Genomic DNA, 22,951 nt, shown 5'->3' with positions numbered 1-22,951 from the left:
CGCGGGCCTCAGGAGGACACCGGGCTCTCCTCCTGGCGGGCGGCCCGGGGCGGGAAGGGGGCGGCCGGGGACCGCGGGACGGTCGCGCGCCACAGCCGGCGGGCCGCCACGACGCCGGCCGCGACCAGCAGGCCGTTGCGCACCACCAGCAGCGCGACGCCGTACCAGTCGCTCATCACGACGTGCGAGAAGCCGAGCGGGAACTCCAGGACCGTCACGAAGGACGCGAGCATGACCAGCAGCGCGGGCGGTCCCATCCGGCTCGCCCGGTAGGCCAGGCACACGGCGGCCAGGCCGACCAGCCACACCAGGTACTGCGGGCTGATCACCCGGCTGGTCACCGTGAACAGCAGCACCGCCGTCAGGGCCGCGTCGGGCAGGGTGTGCGGCGCGAACCGGGCCGCGCGCAGCCGCCACAGCAGCAGCCAGCCGAACGCGACCCCGGTCAGCGCCAGCGCCGCCGTGCTGACCTGGTCCACGTGCGGGCCCAGGAACTCGATCGACCCGTAGTTCAGCAGCACCTCGCCCCGCCAGCCGAAGTGCCGGGCCACATGGAAGACCAGGGCGCCCAGCGACTCCACCTCGGTGCCTCGGTCGCGCTGGAAGGTGAGGAACGCGAAGGCGCCGGGCATGGACACCGCGAACAGCAGCGCGAGGCCCGCCGCGGTCACCGCCGCCGCCCCCCACGCCCGCCGCCGCACGGCACCGACCAGCAGCAGCGCCGGCCACACCTTCAGCAGCGCCCCGAACGCCGTCAGCGCGCCCATCACCCGCGGGCGGCGGGCCCCGGCGAGCAGCGCCGCCACGGCCACCGCGGTCACCATCACGTCGTAGCGGGCGTACACCGTCGGCCCGAGCAGCGGTACGCCCGCCACCCACACCCAGGCCCCGCGCGGGGACCGCTCGGGCCGCCGGGCCGCGTACCCCAGCAGCGCCAGGACGACGCCGTCGGCCAGGCACGCGAGCAGGTAGAAGGCGTGCGCGTACGACAGGGAGGGCAGCACGGCGGGGGAGAGGATCGCGAGGGCCGCGGCCGGCGGGTACTGCCAGGTCACGTCGTCCAGCGGAAACGTTCCCTGGCGCAGGACCTCGTACCAGCCGCGGTAGATCACCGACACGTCCGAGGTGACGTCCGGGCCCGGGAAGGAGTACACCCGGAACACGAACACCAGCAGCAGCGCGCGGGTGACGACCCAGGTCCCGAGCAGCCAGGCCAGGGACCGCCCGGCGCCCTTCGTGTCCACGTGATCCCCTGCCGTTCGATTTCCGTGTCGGGCGACCATGATGTCCTGCCCGGCTGTGCACATGCCACAGACCCGGCCGGGCCCGGACCGCCGGACGGCCCATTCGGTAGGGTCGGCGGCGATGCACAAGACCCTGATCGTCACCAACGACTTCCCGCCCCGGCCGGGCGGCATCCAGGCCTTCCTGCACAACATGGCGCTCCGCCTGGACCCCGGCCGGCTGGTCGTCTACGCCTCCACCTGGAAGCGCGGCCGGGAGGGCGCCGAGGCCACCGCCGCCTTCGACGCCGAGCAGCCCTTCACCGTCGTGCGCGACCGTACGACCATGCTGCTGCCCACCCCGGGGGCCACCCGGCGGGCGGCCGGGCTGCTGCGCGAGCACGGCTGCACCTCGGTGTGGTTCGGCGCGGCCGCCCCGCTCGGCCTGATGGCGCCCGCGCTGCGCCGGGCCGGCGCCGAGCGGCTGGTGGCCACCACCCACGGCCACGAGGCCGGCTGGGCCCAGCTGCCCGCCGCCCGGCAGCTGCTGCGCCGGATCGGCGAGTCGACGGACACGATCACCTACCTCGGGGAGTACACCCGCTCCCGGATAGCGACCGCGCTCACCCCGGACGCGGCCGCCCGCATGGTGCAGCTGCCGCCCGGGGTCGACGAGAAGACCTTCCACCCCGGCTCCGGCGGCGACGAGGTCCGTGCGCGGCTCGGGCTCACCGACCGGCCGGTGGTGGTCTGCGTCTCCCGCCTGGTGCCGCGCAAGGGCCAGGACACCCTCATCCGGGCCATGCCCCGCATCCTCGCCGCCGAGCCGGAGACCGTGCTGCTGATCGTCGGCGGCGGCCCCTACGAGCAGGACCTGCGCCGCCTGGCCCGCGAGACGGGCGTCGCCGACTCGGTCCGCTTCACCGGTGCCGTCCCCTGGCCGGAGCTGCCCGCCCACTACGGGGCCGGTGACGTCTTCGCCATGCCCTGCCGCACCCGCCGCGGCGGCCTCGACGTGGAGGGCCTCGGCATCGTCTACCTGGAGGCCTCCGCCACCGGCCTGCCCGTCGTCGCGGGCGACTCCGGCGGCGCCCCGGACGCCGTCCTGGACGGCGAGACCGGCTGGGTGGTGCGGGGCGGTTCGGTGGAGCAGACGGCCGAGCGGATCGTCACCCTGCTCCAGGACCCCGAGCTGCGCCGGAGGATGGGCGCGCGCGGCCGGCGGTGGGTCGAGGAGAGGTGGCGCTGGGACCTGCTGGCGGAGAAGGCGAAAGCTCTGCTCTAGAAACCCGCCGCGGCCCTAGGCGGAACGGGAAAATCCGCACATGCTGCGCGCATGACAGCAAAACTGATGCAGCGTCAGCTGACGAGACGTCACATCCTCGGTATGGCCGCACTCCAGACGGCGGCCGCCCTCGGCTTCACCCGCGTCGGGCTCCAGTCGGCCCGCGCGGCGGAGCCCGCCCCCACCGACAACTCCCCGGCGATCGTGGTCGGTTCGGGATACGGCGGCGCGGTCGCCGCCCTCCGCCTCGGCCAGGCCGGCATCCGCACCCTCGTCCTGGAGATGGGCCGGCTGTGGAACACCGCCGGCGCCGACGGCAAGGTGTTCTGCTCCACCACCGCCCCCGACCAGCGCTCCATGTGGTTCCGCACCCGCACCGAGGCGCCGCTCGCCACCTTCCTCTGGCTGGACGTGGTCAACCAGGCCATCAGCGCCTACCCCGGGGTCCTCGACCGCGTGCACTACGACGCCATGTCGGTCTACGTCGGGCGGGGCGTCGGCGGCGGCTCCCTGGTCAACGGCGGCATGGCCGTCACCCCGCAGCGCTCGTACTTCACCGAGCAGTTCCCGGCCGTGGACGCCGACGAGATGTACGGCACCTGGTTCCCGCGCGCCCGCGCCATGCTCGGCGTCAACTCCGTCGACCCGGCCTGGTTCGAGTCGACCGAGTGGTACCGGTTCGCCCGGACCTCCCGGAAGGCCGCCGCCAACGCCGGCCTGAAGACCACCTTCGTGCCCAACGTCTACGACTTCGGCTACATGCAGCGCGAGGCCGCCGGCACGGCCGTGAAGTCCGCGCTGGCCGGCGAGGTCATCTACGGCAACAACCACGGCAAGCGCAGCCTCGACCAGACCTACCTGGCCGCCGCCCTCGGCACCGGCAACGTCACCATCCACACCCTGGAGAAGGTCACCTCCGTCAGCCGCCTGGGCGACGGGTCGTACGTCCTGACCGCCGACCGGATCGACGGCACCGGCGCGGTCGTGGAGAGCAGGCAGTACGGCTGCGCGTACCTCTTCCTCGGCGGCGGCAGCCTCGGCACCACGGAACTCCTCGTCCGCGCCCGGGACACCGGCACCCTGCCCGGCCTCGGCCCCGAGGTCGGCGCGGGCTGGGGCACCAACGGCAACACCATGCTCGGCCGCGCCAACCACGTCTGGGACACGGTCGGCGCCCACCAGGCCACCATGCCCGTGCTGGGCATCGACGACTGGGCCAACCCGGACAACCCGGTCTTCGCCGAGATCGCCCCGCTGCCCATGGGCTTCGAGCACTGGGTCAGCATGTACCTGGCGATCACCAAGAACCCCGAGCGGGCGGCGTTCTCCTACGACTCCTCGTCCGGGGCCGTGCGGCTCGGCTGGACCGCCGCCCAGAGCGCCGTCTCCGTGCGCATGGCCAAGAACCTGTTCGACCGGATCAACGCGGCCAACGCCACGATCTACCGGTACGACCTGTTCGGCTCCGGCGGCAAGGTCTTCGCGGACGACTTCACCTACCACCCGCTCGGCGGCTGTGTCCTCGGCCGGGCCACCGACGACTACGGCCGGGTGAGGGGATACCCGCGGCTGTACGTCACCGACGGCTCGCTCGTCCCCGGCTCGATCGGGGTGAACCCGTTCGTCACCATCACGGCCCTCGCCGAACGCACCATGGCGCGGGTCCTCGCCGAGGACACCGCGCCCTGAGGCACCGCCGGGGTCACTTGGCGTAGATCGCCTCGATCTCGTCCGTGTAGTCCTTCGCCACCACGTTCCGCTTGAGCTTCAGCGACGGGGTGAGGTGGCCCGACTCCTCCGTGAACTGGGAGGACAGAATGCGGAACTTCCGCACCGATTCCGCCTTCGACACCGCGGCGTTGCCGTCGTCGACCGCCGCCTGGATCGCCGCGTGCAGATCCGGGTCGTCCTTCAGCGACGCCGCGGTGGCACCCGCCGGCTTGCCGTGCTCGGCGGCCCAGCGGCCCAGGAACTCCTCGTCGATGGTGACCAGCGCGCCCACGAAGGGCCGCCCGTCGCCCACCACCATGCACTCCGCGACCAGCGCGTGCGCCCGGATCCGGTCCTCGATCACCGCGGGGGCCACGTTCTTGCCGCCCGCCGTGACGATGATCTCCTTCTTCCGGCCGGTGATCCGCAGATAGCCGTCCTCGTCCAGGGTGCCGATGTCACCGGTGTGGAACCAGCCGTCGGCCAGCGCCTCCGCGGTCGCGCCCGGGTTGTTCCAGTACTCCTTGAACAGGTGCTCGCCGTGCAGCAGCACCTCGCCGTCGTCCGCGATCCGCACCACCGAGCCGGGCAGCGGCTGCCCGACCGTGCCGATCTTCTGCCGGTCCCACGGGTTGAACGCGGTCGCCGCACAGGACTCGGTCAGGCCGTAGCCCTCCAGGACCGTGAAGCCGATGCCCCGGAAGAAGTGCCCGAGCCGCTCGCCGAGCGGGGCGCCGCCGGAGATGGCGTACTCGCCCCGGCCGCCCAGGACCGCGCGCAGCTTGCTGTAGACCAGCTTGTCGAAGACCTTGTGCTTGACCTTCAGACCGAGGGAGGGACCCGACGGGCTGTCCAGCGCCCTGCTGTAGGCGATCGCCGTGTCCGCCGCCTTGTCGAAGACCGCGCCCTTGCCGTCCGCCTGCGCCTTGGCCCGCGCCGAGTTGTAGACCTTCTCGAAGACCCGCGGCACACCCAGGATCAGCGTCGGCCGGAACGCGGCCAGCTCGTCGGTGAGGTTCTTGATGTCCGGGACGCAGCCCAGCTTGATCGGCGCCATCATCGGCGCGACCTGCACCAGCCGCCCGAAGACGTGCGCGAGCGGCAGGAACAGCAGCACCGAGCACTCGCCGGTGCGGAACAGCGGACGCAGCCGCTCCACCACGTTCCCGCACTCGGCGAAGAAGCTGCGGTGGGTGAGCACACAGCCCTTGGGGCGCCCGGTCGTGCCGCTCGTGTAGACGATGGTCGCCGGGTCGTCGGCCCGGGTTAGCGAGCCGCGCTCGTCCACCGTGCGGTCCGACACGTCCTGCCCGAGCCGGCCCAGCTCCGCCACGGCCCCGGCCTCGATCTGCCAGACGTGCTTGAGGGCGGGCAGCGCCTCACGCACCGACTCCACGGCCGCCGTGTGGTTGTCCAGCTCCGTCACGCAGGCGGTGGCGCCCGAGTCGGACAGGATCCACTGCACCTGCTCGGGGGAGCTGGTCTCGTACACCGGCACGGTGATCGCGCCGGCGCTCCAGATCGCGAAGTCCAGCAGCGTCCACTCGTACCGGGTGCGGGACATCAGGGCCACCCGGTCGCCCGGCTGCACCCCGGAGGCGATGAGACCCTTGGCGGCGGTGCGCACCTCGGCCAGGAACTCCCGGGCGGTCACGTCCTGCCAGACACCGCCGGTCTTGCGGGCGATCACGGCGACGTCGGGATGCTGCGCGGCGTTTCTGCGGACGATGTCGGTCAGATTCCCGTCCGCGGGGACCTCGTACAAAGCCGGAAGGCTGAACTCGCGCAAGACTGCTGCTCCTCATAGGGCGCCGGCGCCACGACGTTGTGCGATGCGACGGTGCGGTCCAAGGCTCGGGCAAGTGCTCCGGGACAACATGACGATTCACCTGTTGAAATCCTGAGCACGACTGGACTGCCCGGACGTTACCCGCCGGTATGGCGTCTACGACAGGGGGTCCCGGCGAGATGTTCGCTGCGTCACACACGTGGGCGTTCCTTCGCGCACAGTAGTCCACGGCCGAACCGACCGGCGAGTAACCGCAGGCCGGACCGGCACTGTTCACCTCCACCGCACACGCCTACGCTTGATCACCATGGCATCCACACGCTCCGGCAACCGGCGGACCCGCGTCCACGTCGTCAGCGACGTGCACGGCAACGCCCGCGACCTGGCCCGCGCCGGCGACGGTGCCGACGCCCTGATCTGCCTGGGCGACCTCATCCTCTTCCTCGACTACGCCGACCACTCGCGCGGCATCTTCCCGGACCTGTTCGGCGAGGAGAACGCCGACCGCATCGTCGAGCTGCGCACCGCCCGCCGCTTCGCCGAGGCCCGCGAGTTCGGCGCCCGGCTGTGGGGCGGGATCGGCACCGACCGGGCCACGGCCATCGAGAAGGCCGTACGCAAGCAGTACGCCGAGCTGTTCGCCGCGTTCCCCACCCCGACGTACGCCACCTACGGAAACGTCGACATGCCCCAGCTGTGGCCGGAGTACGCCCGGCCCGGCACCACCGTCCTCGACGGCCGGCGGGTGGAGATCGGCGGCCGGGTCTTCGGCTTCGTCGGCGGCGGCCTGCGCACCCCGATGCGCACCCCGTACGAGATCGGCGACGAGGAGTACGCGGCGAAGATCGAGGCCGTCGGCGAGGTCGACGTGCTGTGCACCCACATCCCGCCCGAGGTCCCCGAGCTGGTGTACGACACCGTCGCGCGCCGTTTCGAGCGGGGCAGCCGGGCCCTGCTCGACGCCATCCGCCGCACCCGGCCGCGGTACGCGCTGTTCGGGCACGTGCACCAGCCGCTGGCGCGCCGGATGCGGATCGGCGCCACCGAGTGCGTGAACGTGGGGCACTTCGCGAGCACCGGCACGCCCTGGGCGCTCGAATGGTGAGGCGCACGCGGGCGCGGTGAAGGCGGCAGGTCGGCGGCGCGGTAGCCTTCACGCTGCACACACGTGCGCACCCCGGCGCACACGGACCTCTCCCACCGGCCCGCATCTGGAGGAGCCACCGCGATGGCGGAACACACCAGTTCGAGCATCACGATCGAGGCGGCTCCGGCCGACGTCATGGCGGTGATCGCCGACTTCGCGCGGTACCCGGACTGGACCGGCGAGGTGAAGGAGGCGGAGGTCCTCGCCACCGACGCGCAGGGCCACGCCGAGCAGGTCCGCCTCGTCATGGACGCCGGCGCCATCAAGGACGACCAGACCCTCGCCTACACCTGGACCGGCGCCCACGAGGTCTCCTGGACCCTGGTCAAGTCCCAGATGCTCCGCTCCCTCGACGGCTCCTACCTGCTGCGGCCGGCCGGCGCGGGCGCCACCGAGGTCACCTACCGGCTGACGGTCGACGTCAAGATCCCCATGCTCGGCATGATCAAGCGCAAGGCGGAGAAGGTCATCATCGACCGGGCGCTGGCGGGCCTGAAGAAGCGGGTCGAGTCCGGTGAAACACCCGGTGAGACGGCCGGGGAGAAGACGGAGAGGCCCGGGGAGCAGTAGTCGCTCCGCCGCGGTCCGCGCGCACGGCGGTAGCGTTCACCCCCATGCGCACCATCCTGATCACGGGTCCGGGCGGCAGCGGACGTACGACCGTCGCCGCCGCCACCGCGCTCACCGCCGCCCGCGAGGGCCACCGCACCCTCCTGCTGAGCGCCGACCGCACGGACACCCCGGGCGCGGCACTGGGCACCGCGACAGGACCGGCCCTCGCCGAGGTCACCGAGAACCTCACCGCCTGGCGCCCCGACGCCGTCGAACGCTTCCGGCAGGACCTCACCGCCTTCCAGAGCCGCGCCGCGAACGTCCTCGACCTCCTCGGCGCGGCACGCCTGGACGCCGAGGAGGTCACCCCGCTGCCCGGCGCCGAGGAACTGTCCTTCCTGCGCGCGCTGCGGGACGCGGCCCTGTCCGAGCGGTACGACCTGCTCGTCGTCGACCTCCCGCCCCTGCCGGCGGCCCTCGCCCTGCTCGCCCTGCCCGAGGAACTGCGCCGCTACCTGCGCCGCCTGCTGCCGCCCGAGCGGCAGGCCGCCCGCGCCCTGCGCCCGGTCCTCGGCCGGCTGGCCGGCGTCCCCATGCCCGCCGACTGGCTGTACGAGACGGCCGCCCGCTGGGACGTCGAACTGGCCGCCGTCGAGGCCGTCCTCACCGACCGGGACACCGTCGTACGGCTGGTCGCCGAACCCGGCCCGGCGGGTGCCGACGCCGTCCGCGCCGCCACCCTCGGCCTCGCCCTGCGCGGCCTGCCCACCGAGGCCCTGATCGCCAACCGGACGCTGCCGGAGGCCGCCCCCGACAGCTGGCTCGGCTCCCTCGTCGCCCAGCAGCGCAAGACGCTCGCCGACTGGCGGGAGGGGTACGACGTCCACACCGCCCCGCACCTCGGCCGCGACCCGCACGGCCCGGACGACCTCACCGCCCTCGCCGTACCCGCCGTCAACCCGGCACCCGCCCCGGTCGGGTGGCCCGTCGCCGACCGGCTCGCCGAGGACGGCGTGCTGGTCTGGCACCTCCCGCTGCCCGGCGCGATACGGGACGAACTCGACCTCGTCCGACGCGGCGACGAACTCCTGATCACCGCGGGCCCGTTCCGCCGGATCGTCCCGCTGCCCTCCGCGCTGCGCCGCTGCACCGTCGCCGGCGCCGCGCTGCGCGACGGCGAGCTGCGCATCCGGTTCGCCCCGGACCCGCACCTGTGGCCCGCCGCGGGACGGTGAACGGATACGCCCGTTCGGGTAACGTCGTAAAGGCGAACCGTAGTCAGGAGCCGCCATGAGCGAAGAGCGCCCCGCACCCGAACCTTCCGAGGAGGAGCGGCAGCGGGCGACCGACGCCGACGCCTGGTCCACGGCCTGCGCCGAGGACCTCGCCGCCGAGCAGGCCCGCCGCCGCACCCAGCACGGCCCGCCCCCCGGGTCCGCCGCCGAGGAACTGAAGAAGCTCGTGGACACGGTGGCCGACAAGCTGTCCGGCCTCCCCTCCCCCCTCCTCGGCGGCCTCGCCGGACCCGCCGCCCAGCAGATGGTGCGGCAGGTCGTCCAGCAGGCGAAGGCCGCCGTCGAGCCCGTCATAGACCGCAACCCGGACGTGTTCGACCACCTGGCCGCGGCCGGCAGCGAGCTGCTCGCCGCCTACCGCTCCGCCGTCCAGGCCCAGGAGCACCGCTGGACCGCCCGTACGGCCGACCCCGCGGGCGACGACCGGCCGCATCCGCGCGACCCGGGGGAGGGCACCGGCCCGGGGGAACGCATCGACCTGGACTGAAGCCCTCGCACGGCAGGGCCTCGGGTACGGTTGCCGTAGCGGGGCTCGACCGAAACTGAGGGATTCATGGGACTCACCATCGGCGTCGACATCGGCGGCACGAAGATCGCGGCCGGCGTGGTCGACGAGGAAGGCAACATCCTCTCGACCTTCAAGGTGCCGACCCCCACCACGCCCGAGGCCATCGTGGACGCCATCGCCTCGGCGGTGGAGGGCGCGCGCGCCGGGCACGAGATCGTCGGCGTGGGCATCGGCGCGGCCGGTTACGTCAACCGCCAGCGGTCCACCGTGTACTTCGCCCCGAACATCGACTGGCGCAACGAGCCGCTCAAGGAGAAGGTCGAGGCCCGCACGGGCCTGCCGGTCGTGGTCGAGAACGACGCCAACGCCGCCGCCTGGGGCGAGTACCGGTTCGGCGCCGGCAAGGGCCACCGCAACGTCATCTGCATCACGCTCGGCACCGGCCTCGGCGGCGGCATCATCATCGGCAACAAGCTGCGCCGCGGCCACTTCGGCGTGGCCGCCGAGTTCGGCCACATCCGGATGGTCCCGGACGGCCTGCTGTGCGGCTGCGGCTCGCAGGGCTGCTGGGAGCAGTACGCCTCCGGCCGCGCCCTGGTCCGCTACGCCAAGCAGCGCGCCAACGCCACCCCCGAGCGCGCCGAGGTGCTGCTGGCGCTCGGCGACGGCACCCCCGACGGCATCGAGGGCAAGCACATCTCCATGGCCGCCCGCCAGGGCGACCCGGTCGCCGTGGACTCCTACCGGGAGCTGGCCCGCTGGGCCGGCGCCGGCCTCGCCGACCTGGCCTCCCTGTTCGACCCGTCCGCGTTCATCGTCGGCGGCGGCCTCTCCGACGAGGGCGACCTGGTCCTCGACCCGATCCGCAAGTCGTACAAGCGCTGGCTGGTGGGCGGCAACTGGCGCCCGGTGGCCGACGTCATCGCGGCCCAGCTCGGCAACAAGGCCGGCCTGGTGGGCGCGGCGGACCTGGCCCGGGAGCCCGACCCCGTCATGTGACCGGTGTCCACCGCACGAGGGGGCGCGAGGCCGTGTCGACGGTTCCCGCGCCCCGCTCCGTCGGTCCCGTACCCGGTGGGCGTAGATTGATCCACATGGAGCCGCTCCCCAACTCCCTTACGGAACCCGACGGTTCCGCGGTCATCAGGGTCCTGAGCTACAACATCCGCTCGATGCGGGACGACACGGCCGCCCTCGCCCGGGTGATCACGGCCTGCGCCCCCGACCTGGTCCTCGTCCAGGAGGCCCCGCGCTTCTTCCGCTGGCGCAAGAAGCTCGCCCGGCTGGCCGCGGACTCCGGCCAGGTGATCCTCACCGGCGGGGCGGACGCCGCCGGCCCCGCGATCCTCTGCTCGCTCCGGGCCACGGTCGAGCGGACGGAGGACGTCCTCCTGCCGCTCACCCCGGGCCTGCACCGGCGGGGCCTGGCCACGGCGGTGGTCCGCTTCGGCGGCGCCCGCCTCGGTGTCGTCAGCTGCCACCTCAGCCTCCAGCAGGCCGAGCGTCACGACCAGGGCGGGATACTCCTCGACCGCCTCGCCGGACTGGGCGTGGAGCACGCCGTCGTGGGCGGCGACCTCAACGAACGCCCCGACGGCCGCACCTTCCGGCGCCTCGCCGGGGCCCTCCAGGACTGCCGTACGGCCGCTCCCTGGGGCGGTGAGTTCACCTCCACCGCCACCGACCCGCACCAGCGCATCGACGCGGTCTTCGCCACGCGGGGCATCGAGGTGCTCGGCTGCGGGGTCCCCCTGGACCAGCCGGGCGTCAGCCGGGACGACCTGGCCGCGGCCACGGACCACCTGCCGGTGCTGGCCGCGCTGCGCGTTCCGGCCGCCGGAACAAGCAATTGAACTAAGTACAGGAAATCTCTTGTCCACCGCTCCCGGATGCCCTACGGTCGTCCTGTACTTAGTTCAAGTCAGCCGATCCGGCACCAGGGGGAACCATGTCCTACGAGGAACTGTCCGCGTTCGTGACCGCCACCGCGAAGGAGTACGGGATACCCGGCGCCGCCGTCGGCATCCTCGACGGAGACCGGGAGAGCCGGATCACCCACGGCGTGACCAGCGCCGGGCACCCGCTGCCCGTGGACGGGAACACCCTCTTCCACCTGGCCTCGGTCAGCAAGACCTTCACGGCGACCGCGCTGATGCGGCTGGCCGAGCAGGGCCGGGTGGACCTGACCGCGCCGGTCCGCCGGTACGTGCCCGAACTGCGCCTCGCCGACGAGGAGGCCGCCGAGCGGATCACGCTGCTGCACCTGCTCAACCACACCGCGGGCCTGGACTGGAACCTGGTCGGCACCGACGAGGACGACGGCTCGCTCGCCGCGTTCGTCGCCGGGCTCGACCGGCTGCCGCTGATCGCGCCGCCCGGCACCCGCGCCTCCTACAGCCAGGCCGGCTACAACCTGCTCGGCCGGGTGATCGAGCACGTCACCGGGCTGCCGTTCGAGAAGGCCCTGGCCGGGCTGGTCCTGGAACCGCTGGGCCTGCGCGACACCGTCTTCGACCTGGACGACGTCGCGGTCCGGCGGTTCGCCGTCGGCCACAACCGCGCCGCGGACGGCACCCTCACCCCGGCCCGCCCCTGGAAGTCCTGGCGGGCGGGGGCCCGCGGCAACAACCCCGGCGGCGGGGTCGTCTCCTCGGTGAGCGACCTGCTGCGCTGGGCCCGGTTCCACCTGGGCGGCGGGGACGGCCTGCTGTCCGCCGAGGCGCTCGACCGGATGAGGCGGCCCACCGTCGAACTGCGGGGCAGCACGCTCGGCGACGCCTTCGGGATCTGCTGGTTCGTCCGGGACGTCGACGGGGTCCGCACGATCGGGCACGGCGGCTCGGGCAACGGCCAGTTCGCCGAGCTGCTGCTGGTGCCGGAGCACGACTTCGCCGTCGTCTCGCTGGCCAACGCCGGGCCCGGCGGGTACCTGTTCAACCAGGCCGTGCTGAAGCGGGCGCTGGAGCTGTACCTCGGCGTGGCCGAGCGGGAGCCGGAGCCGCTGCCCCACGACGAGAAGCGGGCGCGCGAGGTCGCCGGGCGGTACGAGATCGACGCGATGAACCTCGACATCACCGCCGAGGACGAGGCCGGCCGGCTCACGCTCGCCGTCGGCATCAAGCCGGAGATCCGCGCGGCCTCCGACGTGCAGATGCCCCCGGACCACCCGGCCGCCGCGATCGGCTTCCTGCCCGGCACCGGCGACGAGTACATCGTCACGGAGGGCGGTCTGAAGGGTCAGCGCGGCTTCTTCTCCCGCGCGGCCGACGGCACGATCACCGGCGCCGACCTGGCCGGGCGCCTCTTCACCCGCACGAAGTAGCCCCCGCCCGGGCGGGGGTTCCCGGTACGGCGCCCGCCCCCGGCCCTCAGGTGCCCTCGGGTCGCAGCCCCGCCAGCAGGGCCCGCAGGCCCGCCGCGTACGTGCCGTCGGGGGCGGCGGCGTACTCCGTGGCCGCGGAGGTGTTCAGCCGGGCCTTCAGGCGGGGGAAGGCGGCGGCCGTCTCGGCTGCCTGGGAGACGGTCCGCCGGAACCGTTCGTCGCTGTCGCCGCCGGCCCGCCGCACCTTGCGGGTCAGGGACGCCGTCGCGGACGCTCCCAGCGCGTTGCCCAGCACGTACGTGACCACCGCGCCCGCGGCCCGGTCGGCCTCCTCGGGCGGGAAGCCGGCGGTCTCGAAGACGCCGAGGAGGTGGTCGTCGAAGCGGGCCTTGCCGGTGCCGTACAGGAGGTGGGAGCTGATGGCCTGGATCAGCCAGGGGTGGCGGGTCAGCGCCGCGTACAGGCCGTCGGCCATGGCCGTGGCGGTGCCGCGCCAGTCGGAGGGGTCCAGCGGCGGCAGCTCGACCTCCCGCCACACCTCGTCGGCGACCATCAGCACCAGGTCGTCCTTGTTCCTGACGTGCCAGTAGACGGCCGTCGCCGCGACCCCGAGCCGCTGGCCCAGGCTCCGCATGTTCAGGCCCTCCAGGCCCTCCTCGTCCAGCAGCTCCACGGCGGTGCGGACGATGGTCCGGGGAGTGAGCGTGTCGCGCGGCATGGGCCTCACGATAGGCCACGGGACCACGCCCTGTACAAAGTTCAGGTCGCGGTCCCGCCGCTCTCACCCGGCGTCAGACCACCGCCCCGCGCCCGGGGTCGTCGTCCTCCTCGTCGTCCGTCCGCATCCGCGCCACCAGCGTCGCGAAGCCGCCGAGGAAGCCGCCGATGCCGGCGGTGGCCAGCCACCAGGTCATCTCCCAGCCCAGCACCACCGCCAGCAGGAGCAGGACGGGACCGCCGACCACCCCGAGCCAGGCGAACCGGGCGGTGGTGTCCGCGGTCGGCAGCGGCGGCGGCTCCGGGGGGACGAAGTGGCCCTCGTCGTCCTCGTCGAAGTCGTCGTCGGACGGCTCGGTCACCGCGTAGTCACGCGGGCCGATGCCGGGCGCGAAGGAGACGGACCCGCCGAGCGGCCGGGCGGGCGGCCGGCCCGCGGGCTCCTCCGCCTCGCCCCCGGCGTCCCCGTCGGGCTCCGGCACCGGTTCCTTCGCCGGTTCCGTCACCGGCTCCTTCGCCACCTGCTTCTCCAGCAGCGCCAGGTCCTCCACCGGCTTGAACGGCCGGGCGCCCGGCGGGTCCGGCGGCTCCTCGCCGTACCCGGCGACGATGGCCCGCCAGACGGCGTCCTCGTCGAACGGCACCCCCTGCTCGTCCGGCTCGCGGTCCTCGCGGCCCTCACGGTCGGAGTCGTGCTCAGCCAACTGCGGCCGTCCCTTCCTTGCCGACACTGGGTGCGAGCCGGCCGATGAAGGCGAGGCTCTCCTCGAAGATCCGGTCCGCATCCTCGTCCAACGTCGCCACGTGGTAACTGTGTTCCAGCACGATCTGCGTGACGTCCGTGGAGGACACCCGGCTCAGCACGCGCGCCGAGTCGGCCGCCGGCACGACATGGTCCCGGGCGCTGCGCAGCAGCAGCAACGGCTGGGTGACCTGGGGCAGCTCGCCGTCCAGCCGGCGCAGGAACTGCCGCAGGGAGTGCGCCGCGTGCAGCGGCACCCGGTCGTACCCCAGCTCGGCCGCGCCCTCCTTCGCGATGTCGCTGGCGATGCCCCTGGTCGTGCGCACCAGGTGCCGGGCCACCGGAAGGGCGTACGCGGACAGGCCGTGCACCCGGTTCGCCGGGTTGACGACCACCGCGCCGGCGATCCGCTCGCCGTGCCGGGCGGCGAGCCTGAGCGCCAGCGCGCCGCCCATCGACAGGCCCGCGACGAAGACCCGGGGGCAGCGCTCGGCGAGCAGACGCAGCTCGCGGTCCACCTCCGCGTACCAGTCGTGCCAGGTGGTGAGCTGCATGTCCTCCCAGCGGGTGCCGTGGCCGGGCAGCAGCGGCAGGGACACGGTCAGCCCGTGGGCCGCGTGGTGCTCCGCCCAGGGGCGCAGCGACTGGGGTGAGCCGGTGAAGCCGTGGCAGAGGAGGACCCCCACCTCCCCGCCCTGGTGGCGGTACGGCTCGGCTCCGGGGAGAACTGGCATGTGCTTCACCGTACGCGACCGCACTGACACCGACCAGGGTCGTCGGACCCATTGACGGCCCCCCGGGTTAAGGTCTCCTGGACGGAAACAGGAGGCACACGGGTGTTGTACGGCACGATGAAGGTCGCCATCGGCGGGCCGCTGAAGGTCGCCTTCAGGCCTTGGGTGGAGGGCCTGGAGAACGTTCCGGCCACGGGCCCGGCCATCCTGGCCAGTAATCATCTCTCCTTCTCGGACTCGTTCTTCCTGCCGACGATGCTGAACCGCAAGGTCACCTTCATCGCCAAGGCCGAGTACTTCACCACCCCGGGCGTGAAGGGCCGGCTCACCGCGGCCTTCTTCAAAGGCGTCGGCCAGCTCCCGGTGGACCGCTCCGGGGCGCGCGGCGCCGGCGAGGCGGCGATCCGGAGCGGCATAGAGGTGCTGGAGCGCGGCGAGCTGTTCGGCATCTACCCGGAGGGCACCCGCTCGCCGGACGGACGGCTGTACCGGGGCAAGCCCGGCGGTCTCGCGCGCGTGGCCCTCGCCACCGGCGCGCCGGTCATCCCGGTCGCCATGATCGACACGGAGAAGATCCAGCCGCCCGGCAAGGTGATGCCGAAGCTGATGCGGCCCGGCATCCGCATCGGCAAGCCCCTGGACTTCAGCCGCTACCAGGGCATGGAGCACGACCGGTTCGTGCTGCGGGCCGTGACCGACGAGGTCATGTACGAGATCATGAAGCTCTCCGGCCAGGAGTACGTCGACATGTACGCCACCGCCGCCAAACGGCAGATAGCCGAGGCGGCGAAGGCGGCCAAGGAGGCCGAGAAGGCCCAGAAGGCCGGGAAGAAGCAGGACGAGTCCTAGACGGGGGCACAGGGGGAAGCCGGGGGGCCAGGGGGACATGCCCGAGCGCGAGCGCGTCATGCGGATGTCGGTGGAGCTGCCGCTGTGGCGCGCGCTCGCCGGCTACCGCGTCCTGACCATGCTGTACTCCATCGGCCTGTGCGCCAGCGCGTACGACCACTTCGTGCGGCCCTGGATCGCCGTCGCCTACTACGCCGTCCTGGTGGTGTGGACCCTCGCCACCCTGCCCAGGGTGGCCAACGCGGCGAGCTGCACCCGGCGTTTCCTGGCCGTGGACCTGACCGTCGCCGTCGTCGGCATCCTGCTCACCCCGCTCGCCGACAACCACGAACGCATCGTGGGCGGCGGCCCCACCCTGCCCTCGATATGGACCGCGGGCGCGGTGCTGGCCTTCGCCCTCAAGGGCGGCTGGCGCTGGGCGGCGGCCGCGTCCACGGCTGTGGCCGCCGCCAATCTGGTCGAACGCGGCCACCCGGCCCGGGACACCGTGCACAACGTGATCCTCGTCTGGGTGGCCGCCATCGCGATCGGCTACGTCGTGGAGGTGGCCCGCGTCTCCGAGCGCACCCTCGCCCGCGCCCTGGAGATCGAGGCCGCGACCCGGGAGCGGGAGCGGCTGGCCCGGGACATCCACGACAGCGTGCTCCAGGTGCTGGCGATGGTGAAGCGCCGGGGCGCGGCCCTCGGCGGTGAGGCGGCCGAGCTGGGCCGGCTGGCAGGGGACCAGGAAGTGGCCCTGCGCACGCTGGTGTCGGGCGGTCTGCTCCCGGTGTCCCGGGTCTCGGAGGACCTGGCGGCCGGCGCCGTCGTCCGCGCGGTGGAGGAGCCGGAGCAGGAGGACCCGGCGACGCCCGTCGACCTGCGCTCCCTGCTCGCCCGGCACGCCGGTGCCCGGGTCGCACTCGCCGAGCCCGGCGCCCCGGTGCTGCTGCCGCCCGAAGCGGCCCGCGAGGTGGCCGCCGCGGTCGGGGCCGCCCTGGACAACGTACGCGGGCACGCCGGGGACGAGGCGCGGGCCTGGATCCTGGTCGAGGACGAGCCGGAGGAGATCGTCGTCACCGTCCGGGACGACGGCCCCGGCATCCCCGAGGGCCGGCTCGCGCAGGCCGAGGGGGAGGGCCGGATGGGCGTGGCCCTGTCCATCCGGGGCCGGCTGCGCGACCTCGGCGGCAGTGCCGAGATCGTCTCGGTTCCCGGGCAGGGCACGGAAGTCGAACTGAAGGTACCGAAGGGCGCCGTGCGGGCGCGGGGGAAGAAGGCGGAACAGCGATGACACGGCAGCCGGACCCGATCAGGGTGATGGTGGTGGACGACCATCCGATGTGGCGTGACGCGGTCGCCCGGGACCTGGCCGAGTCCGGTTTCGAGGTGGTCGCCACCGCCGGCGACGGCGAGCAGGCGGTCCGCCGGGCCAGGGCCGCGGCCCCGGACGTCCTGGTGCTGGACCTCAACCTGCCGGCCAAGCCCGGCGTCCAGGTGTGCAAGGAACTCGTGGGCCACGACCCGGCGTTGCGGGTCCTGGTCCTCTCGGCGAGCGGTGAGCACGCGGACGTGCTGGAGGCCGTGAAGTCCGGCGCGACCGGCTATCTGCTGAAGTCGGCCTCCACCGAGGAGCTGCTGGACGCGGTGCGCCGTACCGCCGCCGGCGACCCGGTGTTCACGCCGGGACTGGCCGGCCTGGTCCTCGGCGAGTACCGGCGGCTGGCCGCCGAACCGGTGCCCGCCCCGGACGCCGGCGAGCCGGGGGCGCCCCGGCTGACGGGCCGTGAGACCGAGGTGCTGCGGCTGGTGGCCAAGGGCCTGAGCTACAAGCAGATCGCCGAACGCCTCGTCATCTCCCACCGCACGGTCCAGAACCACGTCCAGAACACCCTCGGCAAGCTGCACCTGCACAACAGGGTGGAGCTGGTGCGGTACGCGATAGAGCGCGGACTCGACGACGCCTGACGCGCCGGAATCACCCTTCCCGCCTCTCCCGATGTGACGCGGATCACCACTAGCGTGACTCTCTGTCAGGAAAGCGCGGTGAAGGGACAATTCCATGCGGGTCGGAGTACTGACCGGAGGCGGCGACTGCCCCGGGCTCAACGCCGTCATCCGGGCCATCGTGCGCAAGGGCGTACAGGAGTACGGCTATGACTTCGTCGGCTTCCGGGACGGCTGGCGCGGACCGCTCGAAGGCGACAGCGTGCGCCTCGACATCCCCGCGGTGCGCGGCATCCTGCCCCGCGGCGGCACCGTCCTCGGCTCCTCGCGCACCAACCCCCTCAAGGTGGAGGGCGGTATCCGCCGTATCAAGGAGAACCTGGCCAAGCAGGAGATCGACGCCCTGGTCACGATCGGCGGCGAGGACACCCTGGGCGTCGCCGCGCGCCTGTCCGACGAGTACGGCGTGCCGTGCGTCGGCGTGCCCAAGACGATCGACAACGACCTGTCCGCCACCGACTACACCTTCGGCTTCGACACCGCGGTCGGCATCGCCACCGAGGCCATCGACCGGCTGCACACCACCGCCGAGTCCCACATGCGGGTGCTCGTCTGCGAGGTGATGGGCCGGCACGCCGGCTGGATCGCCCTGCACTCGGGCCTCGCCGGCGGCGCCAACGTCATCCTCATCCCGGAGCAGCGCTTCGACCTCGACCAGGTGTGCGCCTGGATCACGTCCCGCTTCCGGGCGTCGTACGCGCCGATCGTGGTAGTCGCCGAGGGCGCCATGCCGAAGGACGGCGACATGGTGCTCAAGGACCAGTCGCTGGACTCCTTCGGGCACGTCCGGCTCTCCGGGGTCGGCGAGTGGCTGGCCAAGGAGATCGAGAAGCGCACCGGCAAGGAGGCCCGCACCACCGTCCTCGGCCACATCCAGCGCGGCGGCACCCCCAGCGCCTTCGACCGGTGGCTCGCGACCCGCTTCGGCCTGCACGCCATCGACTGCGTCCACGACGGCGACTTCGGCCGGATGGTCGCCCTGCGCGGCACCGACATCGTCCGCGTCCCGATCTCCGAGGCCACCGCCCGGCTGAAGACGGTGGACCCGAAGCTGTACGAGGAGGTCGGGGTGTTCTTCGGCTGAGGCCTCCGGGCGGCTACACGGTCGTACGGCGCAGCCGGCCGATCAGCTCCCGTACGACCGCCGCCCCGTTCAGCGTCAGCACCGACTCGGGGTGGAACTGCACGCCCGCGAAGCCGGGGCCGCGCAGCGCGTGCACCTCGCCGTTCCCCGCCCGGCTCACCTCCACCCCGTGCGCGGCCAGCTCCCGGGCCGCGTCCTCGTCGCAGCGCGCCACGAAGCTGTTGTAGAAACCGACGGTCTCCACGCGTCCGAACAGGTCGATCGCGGTCTGCGCCCCCTGGTACGGCACCTCCTTGCGGACGATCTCCAGGCCCAGCTCCGCCGCGATCAGCTCGTGCCCGAGGCAGACGCCCAGCAGACCGTGCGCATGGCCGCGGACCACCTCGGAGGCGAGGTCGCGCAGGAACGCCATCTTCGGGTCGGCGAGGTCACGGGGGTCACCGGGCCCGGGCCCCAGGACGACCGGCCCCCGGTGCCCGAGCACCGCCTCCCGCAGCCCGGGCTCGTCGTAGCGCCGGACGCTCACGTCGAGCCCGCCCGAGCGCAGGACGTGCGCCAGCATCGCGGTGAAGGTGTCCTCGCCGTCCACCACCAGAGCGTGGCCCGCCAGGGCCTCGGAGCGCTCCTGCATCCGCAGCCAGAACGGCGCGAGCCCGGCCCGGCGCCCGTCCAGCGCGGCCCGCACCCGCGGGTCGTCGGCCAGCCGGGGCCGCTCCCGCTCCCGGCGCGGCCGGGCCGGCCCCGTCCCGAGGGCGGCCAGCACGCCCGCCGCCTTCGCGTGGGTCTCCGCGACCTCGCCCGCCGGGTCGGAGCCGCGCACCAGCGTCGCCCCGACCGACACCCGCAGCCGGCCGTCGGCGCCGATGTCGGCGGTGCGGATCAGGATGGGGGAGTCGAGGGTCTGCGCGCCCCCGGAGTCCCGGCCGAGCAGCGCCAGCGCACCGGCGTAGTAGCCGCGCCCGCCCGCCTCGTGCCGTTCGATCACCCGGCAGGCGTTGCGCACCGGCGACCCGGTGACGGTCGCCGCGAACATCGTCTCCCTCAGCACCTCCCGCGCGTCCAGCGAGGACTTCCCGCGCAGCTCGTACTCGGTGTGCGCGAGGTGCGCCATCTCCTTCAGCCGCGGCCCGACGACGACCCCGCCCATGTCGCCGACGGTGCACATCATCTTCAGCTCCTCGTCGACGACCATCGACAGCTCCTCGATCTCCTTGCCGTCGGCGAGAAACGTGAGCAGGTGCTCCGGCGTGGGCCCCTCGGCGGGATAGCGGTACGTCCCGCTGATCGGGTTCATCACCACCGTGCCGCCGCTCATCCGGACGTGCACCTCCGGGCTCGCCCCGACCAGCGTGCGGTCCCCGGTGTGCACGACGAACGTCCAGTACGCGCCCCGCTCGCCCTCCAGCAGCCGCCGGAACAGCGCGAGCGCGTCCGCGCGGCCGAAGCCGGGGACCGTGCCCTCGTACGTGCGCCGGATCACGAAGTTCGCGCCCTCGCCCCGGCCGATCTCCTCGCGCAGCACCCGCCCGACGATCTCGCCGTACTCCTCGTCGCCGACGTCGAACCCGCCGCCCTCGACCCGCACCTCGTGCGCCGGGAGCCGGGACAGCGCCTCGGCGAGCGGGATCTCGTACGACTCCTCGGGGGTCAGCACCAGCAGCGGGGTGCCGTCGTCGCGGACGTCGAAGCCGCGCTCGCGCAGCTGCCGGAACGGGACGAGGGCGAGTCCCTCGTCCGGCAGGTCGGCCAGCCGGTCCCGGCTGGTCACCGGGCCGAGCAGCACCTCCACCGGGTGCTCGTCGCGGCCCGGGGCGCGGCGGCGCAGCAGGGCGAAGGGGCGGGGGTCGTGCAGCAGCTGTGCCAGGTCCATGGTTCCTCTTTTCGTCGGTGACTCGATGACTCGGTGACTCGACGACTCGGTGACTGAGGAGGAACGGCCCCGGAAAACGCCGAAGGCCGCCCTCGGGCGGCCTTCGCGGAGTCGGTGGTACGCGCGATCAGTGGGCCGCCCAAGGAGCGGTCCACCACCAGTTCTGGATCGACGGCGCGAACATGCCCGGAACCCTACCGCATGTCCGCACTGTGTTCGCTGTGTCTCATCAGCTGAGCGCGGGCGGGAAGGCGCGACGGCACCCCGTAGGGTTGGGGATGTGACCGTGAACGCTAAGACCAGCCCGAGCGCTGGCAACACCTGGCGAAACCTGCCCGCGGCGCAGCAGCCCGAGTACCCCGACGCCGAGGCTCTGCGCGCAGTGATCGCGGACCTCGAGTCGTATCCGCCGCTCGTCTTCGCGGGCGAGTGCGACCAGCTGCGCGCCCGGATGGCGGCCGTCGCCAAGGGAGAGGCGTTCCTCCTCCAGGGCGGCGACTGCGCCGAGGCCTTCGACGCGGTGTCCGCCGACCACATCCGCAACAAGCTGAAGACGCTGCTCCAGATGGGTGCTGTGCTGACCTACGCGGCCTCCGTGCCCGTGGTGAAGGTCGGCCGGATCGCCGGGCAGTACTCCAAGCCCCGCTCCAAGCCGACCGAGACCCGCGACGGCGTGACGCTCCCGGTGTACCGGGGTGACTCCGTCAACGGGTTCGACTTCACCGAGGCCAGCCGCATCCCGAACCCGGAGCGGCTCAAGCGCATGTACCACGCCTCGGCGTCCACGCTGAACCTGGTGCGCGCCTTCACCACCGGTGGCTACGCGGACCTGCGCCAGGTGCACGCCTGGAACCAGGACTTCGTGCGCACCTCGCCGTCGGGCCAGCGCTACGAGCAGCTCGCCCGCGAGATCGACAACGCGCTGAACTTCATGCGGGCCTGCGGCACCGACCCGGAGGAGTTCAAGACCGTCGAGTTCTTCTCCTCGCACGAGGCGCTGCTGCTGGACTACGAGTCCGCCCTGACCCGGGTCGACTCCCGCACCGGCAAGCTGTACGATGTCTCGGCGCACATGGTGTGGATCGGTGAGCGCACCCGGCAGCTGGACCACGCGCACATCGAGTTCGCCTCGCAGATCCGCAACCCGATCGGCATCAAGCTCGGCCCGAACACCACGGCCGAGGAGGCGCTGCAGTACATCGACCGCCTGGACCCCGAGCGGGAGCCGGGCCGGCTGACCTTCATCGTCCGCATGGGCGCCGGGAAGATCCGCGACAAGCTCCCCGAGCTGGTCGAGAAGGTCACGGCGTCCGGTGCGACGGTGGCCTGGGTGACCGACCCGATGCACGGCAACACCTTCGAGGCGGCCTCCGGGCACAAGACCCGCCGCTTCGACGACGTGCTGGACGAGGTCAAGGGCTTCTTCGAGGTGCACAAGGCGCTCGGCACCCACCCGGGCGGCATCCACGTGGAGCTGACCGGCGACGACGTCACCGAGTGCGTGGGCGGCGGCGACGAGATCTTCGTGGACGACCTGCACCAGCGCTACGAGACGGCCTGCGACCCGCGGCTGAACCGCAGCCAGTCGCTGGACCTGGCGTTCCTCGTCGCGGAGATGTACCGCGACCAGTGAGCACGTGCGCGTGAGCGCCTGAGAGCGTAAGGGGCGTGGATCACACCGGATCCGCGCCCCCTCCTCTTTGCGGGTCCCCGCGGGATAGGTAAGGTTAGGTTTGCCTCACCGAGATTCGGGATGGCGCTACGACGGCGATCCCGCCGGGAGGTGAATCCGCGTGTACGTGTGCAGCTGCTTCGGCATCACCGAGGACCAGGTGAAGCAGCACGCGCAGGGCGGTGCCTGCACCCCTCGCCAGATCGCCTCCGCCTGCAAGGCCGGCACGGACTGCGGCTCGTGCGTCCGCCGGATCCAGGCCATCCTCGGCCGGGGCGCCCTCCCCCGCCGTGAGCCGGCCGGCCCGGGCGGCCCCGCACCGGCGGACCTGCCCGCGGACATCGCCGCAGGCCTCCCCGAGGCGGCCTAGCTGTATGGCCCTGTGAGGTTGGGGATGCGGCTGGCGGGTGGTTGGCCCTTCAGCGCGGTGTGTCCGCGGTGGTGATTGTAGGTGTGCAGCCACTGC

Annotated in this window: 22 protein-coding genes; 15 read left to right on the top strand and 7 right to left on the bottom strand. The window is 72.9% G+C overall.

Annotated features, from left to right (window positions below; translation table 11 throughout):
* Positions 1-8 precede the first annotated feature (8 nt).
* On the bottom strand, positions 9-1,244 hold the full coding sequence (locus tag ACZ3ZD_RS04300) for a glycosyltransferase 87 family protein (protein WP_467393368.1): 1,236 nt from the start codon (positions 1,242-1,244) through the stop codon (positions 9-11).
* Positions 1,245-1,365: 121 nt separating this feature from the next.
* On the opposite strand from ACZ3ZD_RS04300, the gene ACZ3ZD_RS04295 reads away from it, so the two are divergent.
* Both ACZ3ZD_RS04295 and ACZ3ZD_RS04290 read left to right on the top strand, forming a co-directional pair.
* Positions 1,366-2,508: a glycosyltransferase family 4 protein gene (locus tag ACZ3ZD_RS04295; protein WP_467393366.1), complete on the top strand. Its 1,143-nt coding sequence runs from the start codon at positions 1,366-1,368 to the stop codon at positions 2,506-2,508.
* Between the two features lie 51 nt (positions 2,509-2,559).
* Positions 2,560-4,197, top strand: coding sequence for a GMC oxidoreductase (locus ACZ3ZD_RS04290; RefSeq protein WP_467393364.1), 1,638 nt, complete (start codon positions 2,560-2,562; stop codon positions 4,195-4,197).
* Between the two features lie 13 nt (positions 4,198-4,210).
* Here the strand turns inward: ACZ3ZD_RS04290 and ACZ3ZD_RS04285 are convergent, their stop codons facing one another.
* Positions 4,211-6,007 carry an AMP-dependent synthetase/ligase gene (locus tag ACZ3ZD_RS04285; protein ID WP_467393362.1) on the bottom strand — a complete coding sequence of 599 codons (1,797 nt, stop codon included), beginning with the start codon at positions 6,005-6,007 and terminating at the stop codon, positions 4,211-4,213.
* 307 nt (positions 6,008-6,314) lie between these two features.
* Here ACZ3ZD_RS04285 and ACZ3ZD_RS04280 point away from each other — a divergent pair, with 307 nt between their 5' ends.
* From ACZ3ZD_RS04280 to ACZ3ZD_RS04250, 7 genes are all read left to right on the top strand, one after another.
* Entirely contained in the window at positions 6,315-7,112 is a 798-nt protein-coding gene (locus tag ACZ3ZD_RS04280; RefSeq protein ID WP_467393360.1) for a metallophosphoesterase family protein, read from the top strand.
* A 123-nt stretch (positions 7,113-7,235) separates the two neighbouring features.
* Positions 7,236-7,724, top strand: a complete 489-nt coding sequence (locus tag ACZ3ZD_RS04275) for an SRPBCC family protein (protein WP_467393358.1) — start codon at positions 7,236-7,238, stop codon at positions 7,722-7,724.
* A gap of 44 nt (positions 7,725-7,768) precedes the next feature.
* Complete coding sequence (locus tag ACZ3ZD_RS04270; protein WP_467393356.1) at positions 7,769-8,941, top strand: ArsA family ATPase; 1,173 nt, start codon at positions 7,769-7,771, stop codon at positions 8,939-8,941.
* Positions 8,942-8,996: 55 nt separating this feature from the next.
* Positions 8,997-9,488, top strand: a complete 492-nt coding sequence (locus ACZ3ZD_RS04265; protein ID WP_467393354.1) for a DUF5304 domain-containing protein — start codon at positions 8,997-8,999, stop codon at positions 9,486-9,488.
* Positions 9,489-9,554: 66 nt separating this feature from the next.
* On the top strand, positions 9,555-10,508 hold the full coding sequence (locus ACZ3ZD_RS04260) for an ROK family glucokinase (protein ID WP_467393352.1): 954 nt from the start codon (positions 9,555-9,557) through the stop codon (positions 10,506-10,508).
* 95 nt (positions 10,509-10,603) lie between these two features.
* Complete coding sequence (locus ACZ3ZD_RS04255; protein ID WP_467393350.1) at positions 10,604-11,362, top strand: endonuclease/exonuclease/phosphatase family protein; 759 nt, start codon at positions 10,604-10,606, stop codon at positions 11,360-11,362.
* Positions 11,363-11,457: 95 nt separating this feature from the next.
* Entirely contained in the window at positions 11,458-12,831 is a 1,374-nt protein-coding gene (locus ACZ3ZD_RS04250; protein WP_467393348.1) for a serine hydrolase domain-containing protein, read from the top strand.
* Between the two features lie 46 nt (positions 12,832-12,877).
* Here ACZ3ZD_RS04250 and ACZ3ZD_RS04245 read toward each other — a convergent pair whose 3' ends face one another.
* From ACZ3ZD_RS04245 to ACZ3ZD_RS04235, 3 genes are all read right to left on the bottom strand, one after another.
* The gene (locus ACZ3ZD_RS04245) at positions 12,878-13,549 is read right to left on the bottom strand and encodes a TetR/AcrR family transcriptional regulator (protein WP_467393346.1); all 672 of its coding nucleotides are present in this window, start codon (positions 13,547-13,549) and stop codon (positions 12,878-12,880) included.
* Positions 13,550-13,622: 73 nt separating this feature from the next.
* Complete coding sequence (locus ACZ3ZD_RS04240) at positions 13,623-14,252, bottom strand: hypothetical protein (RefSeq protein ID WP_467393344.1); 630 nt, start codon at positions 14,250-14,252, stop codon at positions 13,623-13,625.
* Positions 14,245-15,024: an alpha/beta hydrolase gene (locus ACZ3ZD_RS04235; RefSeq protein WP_467393342.1), complete on the bottom strand. Its 780-nt coding sequence runs from the start codon at positions 15,022-15,024 to the stop codon at positions 14,245-14,247. Before ACZ3ZD_RS04235 ends, ACZ3ZD_RS04240 begins: the two co-directional genes overlap by 8 nt.
* Positions 15,025-15,141: 117 nt before the next feature.
* On the opposite strand from ACZ3ZD_RS04235, the gene ACZ3ZD_RS04230 reads away from it, so the two are divergent.
* The 4 genes from ACZ3ZD_RS04230 (at position 15,142) to ACZ3ZD_RS04215 (ending at position 18,943) form a co-directional block, all read left to right on the top strand.
* Positions 15,142-15,873: a lysophospholipid acyltransferase family protein gene (locus ACZ3ZD_RS04230; protein ID WP_467394530.1), complete on the top strand. Its 732-nt coding sequence runs from the start codon at positions 15,142-15,144 to the stop codon at positions 15,871-15,873.
* A 37-nt stretch (positions 15,874-15,910) separates the two neighbouring features.
* The gene (gene macS / locus ACZ3ZD_RS04225) at positions 15,911-17,146 is read left to right on the top strand and encodes a MacS family sensor histidine kinase (protein WP_467393340.1); all 1,236 of its coding nucleotides are present in this window, start codon (positions 15,911-15,913) and stop codon (positions 17,144-17,146) included.
* Complete coding sequence (locus ACZ3ZD_RS04220; RefSeq protein WP_467393338.1) at positions 17,143-17,820, top strand: response regulator; 678 nt, start codon at positions 17,143-17,145, stop codon at positions 17,818-17,820. Before macS ends, ACZ3ZD_RS04220 begins: the two co-directional genes overlap by 4 nt.
* Before the next feature lie 94 nt (positions 17,821-17,914).
* Positions 17,915-18,943, top strand: a complete 1,029-nt coding sequence (locus tag ACZ3ZD_RS04215; protein WP_467393337.1) for a 6-phosphofructokinase — start codon at positions 17,915-17,917, stop codon at positions 18,941-18,943.
* A gap of 13 nt (positions 18,944-18,956) precedes the next feature.
* On the opposite strand, the gene ACZ3ZD_RS04210 is transcribed toward ACZ3ZD_RS04215, so the two are convergent.
* Positions 18,957-20,813 carry an anthranilate synthase family protein gene (locus tag ACZ3ZD_RS04210; RefSeq protein ID WP_467393335.1) on the bottom strand — a complete coding sequence of 619 codons (1,857 nt, stop codon included), beginning with the start codon at positions 20,811-20,813 and terminating at the stop codon, positions 18,957-18,959.
* Between the two features lie 127 nt (positions 20,814-20,940).
* Positions 20,941-20,997, bottom strand: a complete 57-nt coding sequence (locus tag ACZ3ZD_RS04205; RefSeq protein WP_467394528.1) for a trp operon leader peptide — start codon at positions 20,995-20,997, stop codon at positions 20,941-20,943.
* Between the two features lie 96 nt (positions 20,998-21,093).
* On the opposite strand from ACZ3ZD_RS04205, the gene ACZ3ZD_RS04200 reads away from it, so the two are divergent.
* Both ACZ3ZD_RS04200 and ACZ3ZD_RS04195 read left to right on the top strand, forming a co-directional pair.
* Positions 21,094-22,446 carry a class II 3-deoxy-7-phosphoheptulonate synthase gene (locus ACZ3ZD_RS04200; protein WP_467393334.1) on the top strand — a complete coding sequence of 451 codons (1,353 nt, stop codon included), beginning with the start codon at positions 21,094-21,096 and terminating at the stop codon, positions 22,444-22,446.
* A 160-nt stretch (positions 22,447-22,606) separates the two neighbouring features.
* Entirely contained in the window at positions 22,607-22,855 is a 249-nt protein-coding gene (locus tag ACZ3ZD_RS04195) for a (2Fe-2S)-binding protein (RefSeq protein ID WP_467393332.1), read from the top strand.
* Positions 22,856-22,951: the final 96 nt, after the last annotated feature.

This window comes from Streptomyces sp. NPDC023481 (assembly GCF_055560195.1).
Note: the sequence above shows the minus strand (reverse complement) of the source record. Positions and strands in the feature narration are given on the sequence as shown.